The organism is Daejeonella sp., assembly GCF_017495225.1.
GTDB lineage: Bacteria > Bacteroidota > Bacteroidia > Sphingobacteriales > Sphingobacteriaceae > Daejeonella.
In genome coordinates, this window is record NZ_JAFEIG010000020.1 from 179,743 (window position 1) to 194,660 (window position 14,918).

Here is a 14,918-nt window from a genome sequence, read left to right on the forward strand (position 1 = left end):
AAAGCAAAATAATTGAAACGCATTTACTTAAAATATAAGTCTCACTATCAAAGCAATTTGACATTAGCTATACCTGTTGTTATTTCACAATTGGGACATACACTAGTTCATACGGCCGATAGCGTTATTATAGGTCACTTTGCTGGTACTATACCTCTCGCAGCCGTGTCGCTTGTAAATAGCATTTTCATTGTTATTTTGATGATTGGCATTGGACTTTCCTACGGACTAACGCCATTAATTGCGCAGGAGAGTGGAAAGAAAAATTACAAAGAGTGTGGGAGACTTCTAGCCAATAGCCTATTAATTAATATCATTTCAGGTATTTTATTGTTTATTTTAATCTATTATGGTTCTTTATTAGTCATTGATAATTTAGGACAATCGCCAGAAGTAGTAGCGCAAGCGAAACCCTATTTAGGCTTATTAGGCTTTTCTATCGTACCATTGATGGTATTTATGACTTTTAAGCAGTTTGCAGAGGGATTGGGATTTACTAAACAAGCCATGATGATATCTCTTTGGGGGAATGCTCTAAATGTCTGCTTGGGAATTATTTTTGTCAAAGGTCTATTCGGATTTGAACCAATGGGTGTTAGTGGTGTTGGATGGAGCACATTAATAGATAGATCAATTATGGCCATCGTCATGGCTGTTTATGTTATCAAATCAAAACATTTCCGTATCTATTTAAAGTCATTTGCATTAAGATCAGTCAGCAAGATCCGTTCTTTAAATATTCTTCGTATTGGAACCCCCGTTGCAATGCAATACACCTTTGAGGTCAGCGCATTTAGTGGTGCAGCCGTTTTAATTGGTACAATTGGAGCGGTGGATCAAGCTGCACATCAAGTTGCTATAAATCTAGCCTCCATGACTTATATGATGGCTGGTGGTATTTCTGCTGCAGCAACCATTAAAACTGGAAATAATTTCGGTAAAGAGGATTATTTGAACCTACGCCTATCCGCCATTTCAAGTTATCATATTGTATTAGTTTTTATGGCAATAGCAGCTTTATTATTTGCTGGCTTAAATCAATATTTACCATTAATCTATACTTCAGATAAAGCAGTAATAAACATTGCTGCTCAATTACTTATCATAGCAGGATTGTTTCAATTATTTGACGGAACACAAGTTGTAGGATTGGGAATCTTGAGAGGCTTGGGAGATGTAAATATCCCCACCTTTATCACATTTGTAGCCTATTGGATTATTGGAATTCCTGTAGGTTATTTCTTAGGAATTTATCTAGAAATGGGAGCAAATGGAATCTGGTACGGGTTAACACTGGGATTACTAGTTTCGGCAGCATTACTCTTTGCCAGATTCCATTATTTTTCTAAGAAGCTGGTTCGGCTAGCTCATAAATTATAGCAGAAACAGGTATTTTAATCTCATTGAAGATTTGTGACTGCATTTTCTTTAATCTATCGGTATGATCTTCCAAGCGATCGTTGATGTTCATGTATCTGATCAAATCACCTGTACGGGTATCAATAAATCTGTAACGCGTAAAATGTTGCTTTTCCATAATGTAAATTTACACTAAATTTATTGAAAATCAGCATTTTAAGCCAAAAATCGACATCGGTGGCAATTCTAAAAATAAAGATTATGTGCAATTCGGTACGTATTACAGTGAGCCTCAACAATATCCGAAACCTTTGGGGAATAGCCGCCACCCATACTTACTTGAACAGGTAGATTCAATAATTTGCATGTTTTCAACACAATTTCATCTCTTTCTTTACAGCCATTTAAAGATAAATTGAGTTTTCCAAGCTTATCAGTGGTTAAAACATCCACTCCCGATAGGTAAAAAACAAAATCAGGTTGATGCTTTAATATGATTTTATCTAAATTCTCTCTCAATATATCGAGGTATTCTTTATCGGATAAACCATCGTCCAAGCCTATATCTAAATCAGACTGCTCCTTTCGAAAAGGGAAATTCTTTTCTGCATGCATGGAAAAAGTAAACACTCGCTCTTCATTTCTAAATATTTCGGCAGTGCCATTCCCTTGATGAACATCTAAATCAATGATTAAAATCCTTTTTGATAATCCCCTATCTAATAAATAGTTAGCCGCTATTGCCTGATCATTTAATAAACAAAAGCCTTCGGCCCAATTGGAGCCGGCATGATGTGTTCCACCAGCAATATTAAAGGCAATTCCAATTTTAATAGCTTCTAAACAACCATTAATGGTTCCTTGTGCAATTCTTAATTCACGCTCTAGTAGCGTGGCAGAGAGAGGAAATCCGGAGCGTCTAATTTCTGCGGGACTCAATTTAAGATCTCTTAAACGCTCCCAATAGGCTTTTTCATGACTTAAAAGTACTACATCTTCCGAAAGTATTTCTGGAGAAAAAAGATCCTCATTTGTAATTAGTCCCTCATAAATAAGCTGCTCAGGAATCAGCTCATATTTAAGCATAGGAAAACGATGCCCAAGAGGAAGAGGATGAATGTAAATGGGATCAAAAGCGATGTACAAGTGCTGAAAGTAATAAATTAAAATTCTTTAGCAGGCTTAACAACTTTAGATAGTCGAATGATCAATGCAATAAATACGACTAAAAATGCGGCAAAAGATGCTTGTATGACTGATTCATATTCGATAGCACTTACTTGTTGGCGCTTAAGAACAATGCCATACAAGGCCCATAAAACGACTAAACCAAATGGAATATTTCTTCGAATCAAAACCATAAATAATGTTATTAAAGCTGCTATTGCAATTAAAATAATCACCCATAAACTCTCAGAAATACCACCTGTCCAATTTATTGATTTTAAATAGGCACTGATATTAGCAATGGTAGCGATTGATATCCATCCAAAATAGATGCTTAATGGGAAGTGTGTGAATAATTGGGATGAAAATTTGGGACTTTTATTAAGGGCATATATTCGGATATGAATTAGTATTAAAGAGACTAATTGAATAAGCATTAAAATAACAGAAATAAGCAATTCCTCATTCAGCCATGCTAATAGCCAAAAAGCGGTGGCCACATTATTTACTATAAATAAAACTCCTAAACTATTGGTGATTAAGTTAGTATAATCATTATTGGCTTTAAAAAAAGCTGCATAGAGGTGGTAAATTGAAAAGGCTATAAGTGCTAAATAAATAATTCCCCAAATAGAAAATGTTATCCCTGCCGGCGCAAAAACAGTATCATATTTCGCAGAAGTCTGCGCCATATCCATTTTTGAAAGCTTCCCCATCTGAACCAAGCTTGTAAAGGTCAAATGAAATGCAAAAGCTAATAGGTTAAATATTGCTAAAGTTTTAGTTTTCATAGTATGATATACAAAAAATTAAGGAAAAATCCAAATTACACTGCTGATTTTCAGAATTAAAACAAGATTAGATCTAAGATTTGAGATAGGTAAATCGCATCTGTTTCATCAAAACTATTGAGTTCATCGCTATCCACATCTAAAACACCAATCACAGATCCGTTTCTTATGATGGGAATTACAATTTCTGATTTAGATGCTGAGCTACACGCAATATGTCCAGGGAATGCCTCTACATCGGGCACAATTAAGGTTTTAGATTGAGCCCAAGATGAACCACACACGCCTTTTGATTTTTGAATACGAGTACATGCTACAGGTCCTTGAAAGGGACCTAAAACTAACTCATTGCCTTTAACCATGTAAAAACCAACCCAAAAGAAGTTAAATTGTTCTTTTAAGGCCGCACAAACATTGGCCATATTGGCAATTTGATCAGTTTCACCCGAAAGCAATGCGGTAATTTGCGGAATTAATGAGCTATACTGTTCATTTTTAGTCCCTTTTGCAATATTTAAATCTTCAGCCATAATGCAAAATTAGCATTGAAATGATAATCATCCTAAATAAAAAATATGCAATTTATTAAAATGCTGTTTTGATGACTTTGAGAATGATTCTTGGAAATTAATTTAAATTTTAATGGATTTTTATCAAATAAATGACCTAAAGAAAACATTTGGATGAATTACCTTTGAGTCCTGTAAAAGAAAATTTTAAGCATAATGATTGTATCTTTTAGTGTAGTTCGCTATCGCCGTTTATTTATTCCAATCGCATTTCTTGCTATGGCCATTCACCGTCTCCCCCTATGGTTAAATAGAAAATGTAGCTTTTGGAAATTGATGGGATGTGGCAAAAATGGAACATTCGACTTGCAACCCGATTGGCAGCAATGGTCCTTAATGGCAGTTTGGGATTCGGAGGATGATTTTAAAAAATTCAAATCTGATTCTTTCATTGCTTGGTGGTGGAAAAGCTTCACATTTGAAGAATGGACTATCTTAAGCGAACCTCTAGCTAGTCATGGTGAATGGGATGGTTCAGACCCATTTAAGATGGACGAATATGATAAGGATCACAAGGGGCAGGTAGCTGTTTTAACGAGGGCAACTATTAGATTTAGTAAGCTTAAAAGATTCTGGACTCATGTAGATCCAGTTGCTCAAATTATGACTAAAGCCGATGGATACTTACACTCCGTGGGAATTGGGGAAGCCCCATTTATCAGACAAGCTACCCTATCTATTTGGGAAAGCATGGAAAAAATGAAAGCTTTTGCATATGGCTCAAAAGAACATGCTGATGTAATTAGAAAAACAAGAAAAGAGGACTGGTACAGCGAAGAACTATTTGCTCGATTTAAAATAATATCTAGTAGCGGCAAGCTAAATGGTATCGATCCTCTAAACAAAATCAAAGAAAATTTTTAATAAATAGCTCATGAGAGTAATCGCAGAACTGCCACATCCTGAATGTAAGATTAGTATTTTTTCAATGAATCAGAAATATATAATCAAACTTGAAAAAGGAGTTTTTGAACAAGTTTATAAAATATCTGAGCTAGATGTACCCGATGGAGTAGATGGAGTTTTTAAGATTTTAAATGATGATTTTTTAAAAAAGGCTTCAAGTCGTTTTAATGATATGAGAGCCGATTTTAATAGCGCATACAAAGAATATGATGATTTATAAATCATAAATTACTGATTATCAATCAATTAATATCGTTAACAAAATTTTATTTGGTTTAAAATCGAGTAATTATTGCATTGTAACTTTAATATTTAAACTTTTAATTTATATAAAATACATAAATAATTGATAATTAATATATTAAATACATAAACAGAATTTTATTTGGCTGCCCTTTTTAGCAAAATATATGAGAAGTGTAATCTTTTTTAGATATTTAAAGAGAAACTAAAAGCATTGATAATTTTTTATATTTTTGAAACATGAAAGATATCCTAACACCTCGATTTATCGTTTTAAGTCTTTTAGTGATTGCTGCGGCTTCTACCCGTGCTCTACCCTATCTGATTCCCCACATGTGGAACTTCACTGCTATTGGTGCTCTAGCAATTTTTGCTGGTGCTCAATTCAATAACAGAAGTCTGGCGTTTATTATGCCTCTAGCAGCAATGGCTGTTTCTGATATTTTTATCGGTAATGGCTTTAGCCCCTTAGTATATGGCGGTTTTATCGCTATGGTAGCATGCGGATTCCTAATGAGAAATAAGATTAGTGTTAGCAATGTTGTACTTGCTTCTTTTATCAGTGCAAGTGTCTTTTATTTGATTACAAATTTTGCATTCTTTTATCCAGCAACAATGTATCCTCACAATGTTTCCGGAGTATTAACTTCATATGCAGCAGCATTACCATTTTTTAGAAATATGTTAATTGGTAACCTAGTTTTCTCTGCAGTATTATTTAGCAGCTTTTATCTTTTAGCTAAAAAATATCCAGCCTTAGCTAAATAGATTAGAACGATATTTTTCATAAAACCTGGTTGAATATTCAATCAGGTTTTTTTATGCCTAAATTAAAAGTCTATCAACTAATTCAACTACTCCAATGGTTGAGCTTTTGATTATCAGCTCTACATTACTAATTCTAGTTTCAGGTTGATTTTTATCAACCAGGTATTTTTTAGATTTTGCAGGGACAAAATCAATTAATCCAGCTGCTGGATATACTTGTAGAGATGTACCAATTACAATAAAAATATCTGCCTCTTTGCAAATCCTCTGAGCATATTCAATCATAGGGACTGCCTCACCAAACCACACAACATGAGGACGCAACTGAGATCCTAATTCACAATATTCGCCCATTTTTAATTCCCAACCTGAAATATCATAAGTCAGCAATGGATTTTTATCTGATTGAGATTTTGTTATTAATCCATGAAGATGCACCACGTTAGACGAACCCGCCCTCTCATGAAGGTTATCAATGTTTTGAGTGATAATGGTTACATCATACTTTTCTTCCAGTCTTGTGAGCGCTAAATGGGCTGAATTTGGATTTGCATCAAGCACAGCCTTCCTTCTTTCATTATAAAAGGTCTGGACAAGCAACGGATCTCGTTTCCATGCCTCAGGAGTTGCCACATCTTGAACGCGATATCCCTCCCATAATCCACCAGCATCTCTGAAAGTTTTTAGACCACTTTCAGCAGAAATTCCTGCCCCTGTTAACACAACAATCTTTTTCATTATCTATTCCCTAATAATTTTAAATAAAACAAAAATAGCGATGAATTTAATCCATCGCTATTTTTATTTGTCAATTTAAATTTATCGTATACCTAAACTAAATCCAGCATTGAAATTAAGTCCCTTGCTTTGATAACCCGAAAATTCAACATAATCTTCATTCAACAGATTTTTAACATCCGTAAACAAGGTTAAATTAGCCTTTGGTTTATATTGAATATAGGCATCAAGCATATTAAAAGCATCTAAATTAGCTTCAACAGTTTTAAAGCTTGCGCCATCAAAATATCGGTCCAAACGATCACCGGTTCGTTTATAAATCAAATTCATACTAATTTTCTTACTTAAATCTAATGCAGCATTCAATCCATAAGAATTTTTCGGTCGGCGGAATAAATTAAATTCTGTCTTTGTAGGTGTTTCAATATTTCCATCCACATAGGCATAAAAAGCATTCAGACTTAAAATTGAAATAGGCTTATAACCCAATTCAAGCTCAAAACCATTATCTTTTTGCCTATTCTGATTGATATATCCAAACCTATTGCTAGCGATCTGACCAAAATCAATCACATTTTCTATATCTCTATTAAAATATGAAAGTGAAAGGTTAAGATTCTGTGAGAAGTTTAAATCAAAACCTGCTTCAAAGCTTGTGGTGGTTTCAGGTTCCAAGGTAAGATTTCCATAATCTGAGAATAATTGATACAAAGATGGAACACGATAAGCTGAAGATAAATTCACAAATACTTTATAACGATCAGCGAATAAATAAGAAGGATTTAAGGTGTAGGTAAAATTATTTCCATATTCGCTATGTTCATTAACTCTACCACCTAGCTCTGCTTGAAAACCGGTATTTGTCCTGAAGAACAAGGAAGTAAAAGCACTTGCCATTCGATTTTTAGCGATTAATTTAGAACTATATGGATTATTCTGCTCAGTACTCAACTTTCTAAAGGAAACACCACTAGCAAGATCCAAAAAGCTGCTAAATTTATAGTTTAAATTAGCTTCCAAATGAGCAATATTGCCATAATTATTAGTTATTGAACCTTGGTTATTATATTGATTATTAATGTTGTTTTGACTAAGATTGACGTTTATTATACCTTTATCAAGTATTAAGCGCCCTCCTATTCCGGCTAAAAATGAAGATTTACTATAGGTATAATCCAAGGCATCATCAAAAGCACCATTATCTAAATCGGCAACATTATTATTCGCTTGAAAATTAGCTCTGAGATTGAATCGATTGCTTATTTTCTGACCAAGATTTAAGTTTAGCGATTTTTGATGGAATCCGTCCTTATCAAAATTGGACATAGTTGATGCTGGTTTTGCTGAAGAGAAATTTTCAGAATCAGTATTGCTTGCATTAAATGCGATACTTGTATTTTTTATTTCCCCTTGAAGACCTAAAACTTGCTTATAAGTATCATAGGATCCAGCGGTGGCCAATACATTAGCCGACAATTTTCCAGAACCCTTTTTAGTGATGATATTTATTACACCAGCTACTGCATCTGATCCATATAGAGTAGAATTTCCTCCTTTAAGGATTTCAATTCGCTCAATTAAATCAACTGAAATAGCCGAAATATTATATTCACCAGAAATTTGGGAGGCATCATTTACAGGGATGCCATCAATTAAAATCAATGTATTTGCTGCACTAGCCCCGCGCATGTACACGGCCTTAACATCGGCAGGATTGGCACCATTTCCACCTATGGTAATTCCAGCAACATTGTTCAGAACCTCGTGGAGGGTTCTCCCCTGACTCCTACTGAGCGTTTCGGCGGAAATGACACGAACGACTTTTCCAATTTCTGAGATTTTTTTAGGTGTGCGACTAGCAGTTACTACTACTTCGTCGAGAATTGCGACAGATTTGTCTTGTGCGCAGACATTAGCATTTAGCAATGTCAATTGTGCAAGCCCCAGGCCTACAGCAATGTAAAGTTTTTTTGTTTTCATTTTGTTGTGAGTTTTTGTCCCACAGCAAACAGATAATGAAGGAATACCAGAAATAAACCGTTCTATAGCACGATCTTCTCCAAGCTTCAATCCCCGAAAGCTATGAATTATAATGCTAAAGGCAGGTCTTCTGACTTACTCCCGATTTATCCAGCCTTCCCATACATTTATTAAGTACAGTGGCGCAAATGGATAAGCGTTTTGGAGAACACAGCAGCGGGACTGTCCAGGAATCTAACCTGGTTCCCTTTTAATCTCGATTATGAAATCAAGAACCATTAACACCACAAATTTAAATCTTATGCCAAAAAATACGAATGAATGTTATTAACATTTTGGGATAAGTATTTTTAATTAAATTGCGAATGAGAAATCAACTCTTTTTATTTCAAATTATAAAGCTTAAATTAAATTATGTTTGAAATAGATTAAATTTAATCCATTATCGATGTGGATAAATGAATTTTAAATATTTCTATACACTATCATTTCTAAATATTTGCGATATTGAATAGCATGAAAGAACTACCCTTAACCGTAAGAAGATCAATAGAACTAATCGGTATTTGTTTATTAGGCGCCTTATTGTCTATAGGAAGTGAAATCATTATGCCGGTTTTAATGGCCTTCTTTTTAAGCATTGTACTTCTCCCCACTTACAGATTTTTAAGAAATAAGAAGTTTCCTGAGGTATTAGCCATTTTATTACCCATTTTACTTGGCGCTATATTTATTGGCTCTGTTGTTTGGTTCTTTTCAGCGCAGATTAGCATATTGGCTGCCGACTTCCCTCAAATTCAAAGAAATATTAACTTTCATTTAAATAATTTAAGTATTTGGATAAATAGCAAAACCGATTTTTCTACACAAGAGCAGATTAAATTTTTAAATGAGCAAAGTAATAAGCTTTTAGTAAATGCTGGAAACATCATTAGTGGAGCTGCAGGCTCAATAACTTCTGCATTTATTTTTGTTGGATTGGTTCCAATCTATATCTATTTATTTCTATCCTACAAGAACCTGTTATTACGCTTTGTATTTATGTGGTTTAAGCAAGATCAGCATAAAAAAGTAAAAGAGGTAATGAAAGAAACTGAGGTAATTATTAAAAGTTATCTTGTGGGTTTACTCATTCAAATAGCCTATATCACTATTTTACTTGGCGGAATTCTTTTAATACTTGGTATTAAGCATGCCATACTTATCGGAGTAATATTCGCATTACTAAATTTAATACCTTATGTAGGAGCTTTAGTTGGAAACCTTTTAGGTGTATTGTTAACATTAACTTCATCCCAAGAATTACTACCAATTTTTACGGTATTGGGTGTTATAGCAGTCGTTCAATTTTTGGACAATAATATCTTAATGCCTCGAATTGTGGGCTCAAAGGTCAAGATTAATGCATTTGCAGCAATATTAGGTGTATTTATTGCCGGTACACTCGCTGGAGTATCAGGTATGTTCCTCGCATTACCAATGGTGGCTGTATTAAAAATCATTTTTGACCGCTCCGAAATGTTTAAACCTTGGGGGATATTATTAGGCGATGAAAACCCTATTAGGAGTCCGATGCACTTTCCTAAACTCCGAATTAGCAATAAAGAAATTGATGAAAAGCTAAAGGAACAAAATGATATTAAGTCTGTGGGTGGAGAATAAAACTAAATTTCTATTTACTGATTATAAAGTCTAATTAATACTGATTTATTGAAATTTTGAATATAAAAAGTTTGATGGTAAACTTACAATTAACAAAAAACTCAAAGTAAATTTTAAGATATCTAAACTAATAACTCCTATTTTTTATCGCATTAAATAAATTTTCTTTAGGTTATCAGGCTTTTGAATCTAAATTATTGTTAGAATCCATTTGATTATTGATACAAATTATTGCAAGACTTTTTATTTAAACTTTTCATTTCGCATTAATTAAAAATCAAGGATGCCAATTGTATTGCATTTTTTCGTTTTGAGACAAAAAGTATTTTGTACAAGAGTGGTTTTTTTGTAATAGTAATCGTAGCATTTAATAAAATAAGAATCTTCCAATGATACCTCTAGTCCATTTATTGTTGATCTACACAAAATAGAATATTTGCTTTTATCATCATTAGATGCTAATTCAGATGACCAATAATTTAATTCTTCTTTTGAAGCAGGAAAATCATTTAAAATATTTACGAGTTCATTTATAGTTGGCAATCTATAATTATTATTTAAACACCATTTATTCGCCTCTTCAAAATTCATTACTTCTTGAGAATCATAAAAAACTAATCCATGAGTTTGATCCTCATTTAGTTGAAATATAATTCCTCCATTTAATTCTTGACCAATTTCATATTTAACATCAACATTATCTGTCGACTGTAAGGTATCATTTGATATATATGATGTTGAAGAATCTGAATAAAGCTCGTAATTATCATCCGACTCTTTTGGAATATCGGTTGAATTAAGAATTGTGTCATTAAATTGAATATCAGATGTTGAATATGTATTTTTCAAATAAAAGAAACTTAATAATCCAATTACAATTCCGATTATAATTGAAATTATATTTTTGTCACTTTCTATACTATTAAAGTGTATTTTCGACTTATTTTTAACTACAAAATACGAGCTTAATAAAAAATATATTGATAATCCTAGGGCTACACTATTTATGAAGAAAAAATGAGGTGCAAATTTTATACCTAGTATTCCGTCCGAAAAAACACCTTCATTATTATTTGATCCAAAAATTATAAAGGCTGTAATCCATTTTTTTTGAAAATCAATTATAAGATAAATCAGGGCTAGTATCGATAAAATACTTGCGTAGTATCTTTTAGGTTTGATAATTGAAAAACCTATTAAAGCTATAACTAGTGGTGATATTAGTATTAAAATACATATTAAAAAAATCACTAAGAATAACGTTATTATAGCCCCAATACCGCTATCGCCAGTACGAGGCACTAACTTCCAATGACCTTTTTCGAAAAATGAGCCTTTTACCCATATTACATCGTATTTTTGATTACTCATTTAATATTTTATTATTTTAGTTAATAATACTAAGGGCTTAACAATAAGTAGGTAACATACTTTTTTTAACAAATAACTTTTTTCGATATACTTGGCTGCAATTGCTCCATAATCATAATACCAAGTCACAAAATTCTCACCCCATTTTTTTTCTAATATCCAATTGTCTCTAAAATTTCTCAACTCCATTACTTCTGGATGGTCATAACTACCCATTGTTGCGGTTGCAATAAAACACCATCCACTTTTTGGAAAGTCTGGCTCTTGATATGAGGAATCAAATTTTTTAAGTTTTTGAATATATTTTGCCCGTGTTTTAACTGCATCAAAACTATATGACTTCAGCCAATCTTGGTTTTGTGGTTCACCTTTTTTTATTTTAATCCAATCTACCTTATCTAAGCCGGTTAATTCATCAATAGCAGTTTCTAAATAAAGTTTTGATGGTGAAATTTCAAAACATAAATCCATTAGACTTAAATATGAGATAAATTCCTTAATAGATTTTTTACTCCAAGAATCCCAGTCTTGATTGTTACTAGATGCATCAAAGGATTTTAAAAGATATTTGTAATACACCGCAAAGAATAAGTTTGAAGCAATTGAACTTGCTGTATTTTCATATGTTTCGGAATTAGGATTGGCACTTTTAGCTGCATTAAGATATGTCAATATTTCTTTTGCTTCTGTACCAATTATTTCGCTATCTGTTCTAATCCAAAATGAACATATAGCTTTGTTCTCCCATAAAGAAGCATTTGATGGGTCAATCTCAAGAGCTTTATTACAATAATCATAAGCCTCTTTATAATTACCAGCTATCATAGACTTATCCATGATAGAAATCAAATTGTTAAATTTATCAACATCAACTGTTCCCTTAACGGATTCATCGAGTGTCACTGTAACTGGACGAATTACTTTTGTGACATTGTTGCAAAAGTCACATTCAACTTTGTTTTTCCCTTCAAAATTTTCTAATGATGCACCACAAGAAACACAGTTTAAATTTAATAGTTCCACATTTATTTGTTTTTATATTGGTTAAACATAATTTTTCTAATTTTTCAAAACTTACCTTTTTCCCTTAACTAATGATGAGAGTTATCTCATATGAAAATTTCCCATAATGAACACCAAATTCATGTATAAAGTAATAAAAGAAAGAAATATTGATTTTCTGATCGTTACTAGTTTGTTTTTCTATCGCTTTAAATATTGGCATATTGCCTATTTTACAATTCTCGATAAGTACACTAAGGGCTTAACAATAAGTAGATAGCATACTTTTTTTAACAAATAACTTTTTTCGATATACTTGGCTGCAATTGCTCCATAATCATAATACCAAGTCACAAAATTCTCACCCCATTTTTTTTCTAATATCCAATTGTCTCTAAAATTTCTCAACTCCATTACTTCTGGATGGTCATAACTGCCCATTGTTGCTGTTGCAATAAAACAACCTGATTTTTTATAACCATAACCTAATCCCCAATGAGAGTTTTCTACAACAAAACCTATTTGCTTTAAACTTTTTGGTAATTCAACATTAGAGTCAACATAAATCATGAAACGGGTATATTCATAATTAGCTTTTTTAAAAATTTGATGGAAATTAATTTTACTAAGTGATTCATAATTAAAATTATCACAACCCCTTAAATATATTGTTACATCAGATAGCCTTATATCATAAAAATGGCTAATTGCCTGATCAGTAAATCCTTTTAAATTTTTATTATTAGTGAATTCTAGTTTTAAACTTGTTAAATCTTCTGAGTATTTCTTTTTGAATTTTGGTAAATCATCGATTAATGTTAAATCATTATTGCAAAAATCAATTTTAGTCGAATAAAATTTAGAAAGTCCCGCTAAAGTTTTTAGTTTGTTTTTTGAGAAATTAATTATTTCGATTCTAAGTAATTCAGCATCTGTATATAAATCAATTACTTCATCTAAACTTTCAACACCAAAATTTTCATAATTCAGTTCAATATCACCAACTACATTCGGAATTGTTAATACCTTTTTAAATCTCGGTGTGTAGAAACGAATGTTTGAGTAATAGTTGATTTGTTCTTTAGAAATTTTATTTTCTACAGGATTACCACCGATATATATCTTAAATATTTTACTTAAAAATTCATTGTTATTTGGGAGTTCTGAAATATTATTATTTGATAAATTCAGTAATTCTAAATTTTCAAATCTCTCAATCCCCGATAAATCATCAATATTATTGTCGTTTAATATGAGTTTTTTAACTTCTAATAATTCATTATCGGAAAACCAATAAATAATTTCATTTAAAGATTTAATTCCTCTTTTAGTAAGAGATAATTCGCCTCCCTCAGAAGTAACATAGGCTTCATCTTTTACAAAATACCATTCACGACCTGTCCAATATTCAAAACCACCATCTACCCTTCTTTTTTCAGCGGTTAGAGACGTTTCACCATACCAAAAGTCTGCGTTTGGGTTTCCAGGCGTTATTTTAACTTTTTTTTCAGTAATTAAAGGCTTTGACTTTATTGCAGATTCGAAAGTAGTCGAATCAGTAATTGGTTTATGTATGGATATGGAACTACCACAAAAAGCACAAAACATTGAATTTTTCCCTTCAGGTAAACGATTTACAGCGCCACAGGAAGGGCAATTAATTGATGCAGACACAATTATAAATTTTAAATACTATAGAATAAAAAATAGAACAATTTGGGCTAATTGAAAAAGCCAGATAGCATAAAATGTTGTTTCAGGATTATATTCGCTTTCAACGGTTCTGTACTCATCTATTTTTCCATATTTTGTTTTAAATGAGCGACCTGTTTTTTCTTCTCTTGATGCAAAGGGCAATATTGTCACTAAAACAGTGAAAATATTAGTTCCAAATAAACAGTTCCAATAAGTATCGTCAAGTCCATAGTGTAAAGAAATTGCCGCTATAAAAAAAGGAGATATTAAATGTACCCAGTTCCAAAAATTAAATTTCATAGATTATTGTTTATATTAAATTATTATTGTTATGATTAATTATTTAGGTTAACTATGTATATTTTTTTTAAAATTATATAAAGTGAAATTTGAATTAGCATTATCAAAATAAATCCTACAAGGAAATAATTGTCATTATATTTCTCAGGACTCAATAATGCCAATACAATAGAAAACAAGCACAAGAAGGAATAAATAAATGAAAGACTAATTTTATATCCAGTATTAATATTGTCTATTGATATTTTATAAAGAATTAGTGTATTGATGATTAATATCATATTAATAGAAATCCAATTGAAGGCTAGATAATTTGAAATTAATAAACCTAGCAAAGTATTTACAACAACGAATATTGAGCCTAAAT

15 protein-coding genes and 1 riboswitch are annotated in these 14,918 nt (G+C 32.0%); of the genes, 5 read left to right on the forward strand and 10 right to left on the reverse strand.

Annotation, left to right across the window (positions count from 1 at the left end):
- The first annotated feature begins 12 nt into the window (after positions 1 to 12).
- The gene (locus QZ136_RS08125) at positions 13 to 1,380 is read left to right on the forward strand and encodes an MATE family efflux transporter (protein ID WP_291402269.1); all 1,368 of its coding nucleotides are present in this window, start codon (positions 13 to 15) and stop codon (positions 1,378 to 1,380) included.
- On the opposite strand, the gene QZ136_RS08130 is transcribed toward QZ136_RS08125, so the two are convergent.
- From QZ136_RS08130 to QZ136_RS08145, 4 genes are all read right to left on the reverse strand, one after another.
- Complete coding sequence (locus tag QZ136_RS08130; RefSeq protein WP_291402271.1) at positions 1,346 to 1,537, reverse strand: hypothetical protein; 192 nt, start codon at positions 1,535 to 1,537, stop codon at positions 1,346 to 1,348. The genes QZ136_RS08125 and QZ136_RS08130 overlap by 35 nt on opposite strands.
- A gap of 68 nt (positions 1,538 to 1,605) precedes the next feature.
- Positions 1,606 to 2,445, reverse strand: coding sequence for a histone deacetylase (locus tag QZ136_RS08135; protein ID WP_291402924.1), 840 nt, complete (start codon positions 2,443 to 2,445; stop codon positions 1,606 to 1,608).
- Between the two features lie 77 nt (positions 2,446 to 2,522).
- Complete coding sequence (locus QZ136_RS08140; protein ID WP_291402273.1) at positions 2,523 to 3,317, reverse strand: hypothetical protein; 795 nt, start codon at positions 3,315 to 3,317, stop codon at positions 2,523 to 2,525.
- Positions 3,318 to 3,373: 56 nt separating this feature from the next.
- Positions 3,374 to 3,847: a GAF domain-containing protein gene (locus QZ136_RS08145; RefSeq protein WP_291402275.1), complete on the reverse strand. Its 474-nt coding sequence runs from the start codon at positions 3,845 to 3,847 to the stop codon at positions 3,374 to 3,376.
- A 195-nt stretch (positions 3,848 to 4,042) separates the two neighbouring features.
- Between QZ136_RS08145 and QZ136_RS08150 the strand changes: the two genes are divergently transcribed.
- From QZ136_RS08150 to QZ136_RS08160, 3 genes are all read left to right on the forward strand, one after another.
- A complete protein-coding gene (locus QZ136_RS08150) occupies positions 4,043 to 4,750 on the forward strand; it encodes a DUF3291 domain-containing protein (protein WP_291402277.1) in 708 nt (235 codons plus the stop codon).
- Between the two features lie 10 nt (positions 4,751 to 4,760).
- Positions 4,761 to 5,012, forward strand: a complete 252-nt coding sequence (locus QZ136_RS08155; RefSeq protein WP_291402279.1) for a hypothetical protein — start codon at positions 4,761 to 4,763, stop codon at positions 5,010 to 5,012.
- A gap of 263 nt (positions 5,013 to 5,275) precedes the next feature.
- Positions 5,276 to 5,803 (forward strand): DUF6580 family putative transport protein, encoded by a 528-nt coding sequence (locus tag QZ136_RS08160; protein WP_291402281.1) that lies wholly within the window; start codon positions 5,276 to 5,278, stop codon positions 5,801 to 5,803.
- Positions 5,804 to 5,860: 57 nt separating this feature from the next.
- Here the strand turns inward: QZ136_RS08160 and QZ136_RS08165 are convergent, their stop codons facing one another.
- Together QZ136_RS08165 and QZ136_RS08170 are read right to left on the reverse strand one after the other, a co-directional pair.
- Positions 5,861 to 6,541 (reverse strand): Sir2 family NAD-dependent protein deacetylase, encoded by a 681-nt coding sequence (locus QZ136_RS08165; protein ID WP_291402283.1) that lies wholly within the window; start codon positions 6,539 to 6,541, stop codon positions 5,861 to 5,863.
- 81 nt (positions 6,542 to 6,622) lie between these two features.
- On the reverse strand, positions 6,623 to 8,611 hold the full coding sequence (locus tag QZ136_RS08170; RefSeq protein WP_291402285.1) for a TonB-dependent receptor: 1,989 nt from the start codon (positions 8,609 to 8,611) through the stop codon (positions 6,623 to 6,625).
- A gap of 12 nt (positions 8,612 to 8,623) precedes the next feature.
- A riboswitch (cobalamin riboswitch) is annotated at positions 8,624 to 8,816 on the reverse strand.
- 221 nt (positions 8,817 to 9,037) lie between these two features.
- Between QZ136_RS08170 and QZ136_RS08175 the strand changes: the two genes are divergently transcribed.
- A complete protein-coding gene (locus tag QZ136_RS08175) occupies positions 9,038 to 10,183 on the forward strand; it encodes an AI-2E family transporter (protein WP_291402287.1) in 1,146 nt (381 codons plus the stop codon).
- A 270-nt stretch (positions 10,184 to 10,453) separates the two neighbouring features.
- Here QZ136_RS08175 and QZ136_RS08180 read toward each other — a convergent pair whose 3' ends face one another.
- The 4 genes from QZ136_RS08180 to QZ136_RS08195 form a co-directional block, all read right to left on the reverse strand.
- Positions 10,454 to 11,554, reverse strand: a complete 1,101-nt coding sequence (locus QZ136_RS08180; RefSeq protein ID WP_291402288.1) for a hypothetical protein — start codon at positions 11,552 to 11,554, stop codon at positions 10,454 to 10,456.
- Positions 11,555 to 12,577 carry a tetratricopeptide repeat protein gene (locus tag QZ136_RS08185; RefSeq protein WP_291402290.1) on the reverse strand — a complete coding sequence of 341 codons (1,023 nt, stop codon included), beginning with the start codon at positions 12,575 to 12,577 and terminating at the stop codon, positions 11,555 to 11,557. It abuts the gene before it with no gap.
- Positions 12,578 to 12,784: 207 nt separating this feature from the next.
- Positions 12,785 to 14,230 (reverse strand): CFI-box-CTERM domain-containing protein, encoded by a 1,446-nt coding sequence (locus QZ136_RS08190; RefSeq protein WP_291402292.1) that lies wholly within the window; start codon positions 14,228 to 14,230, stop codon positions 12,785 to 12,787.
- Between the two features lie 18 nt (positions 14,231 to 14,248).
- Positions 14,249 to 14,551 carry a hypothetical protein gene (locus QZ136_RS08195; RefSeq protein ID WP_291402294.1) on the reverse strand — a complete coding sequence of 101 codons (303 nt, stop codon included), beginning with the start codon at positions 14,549 to 14,551 and terminating at the stop codon, positions 14,249 to 14,251.
- Positions 14,552 to 14,918 lie beyond the last annotated feature (367 nt).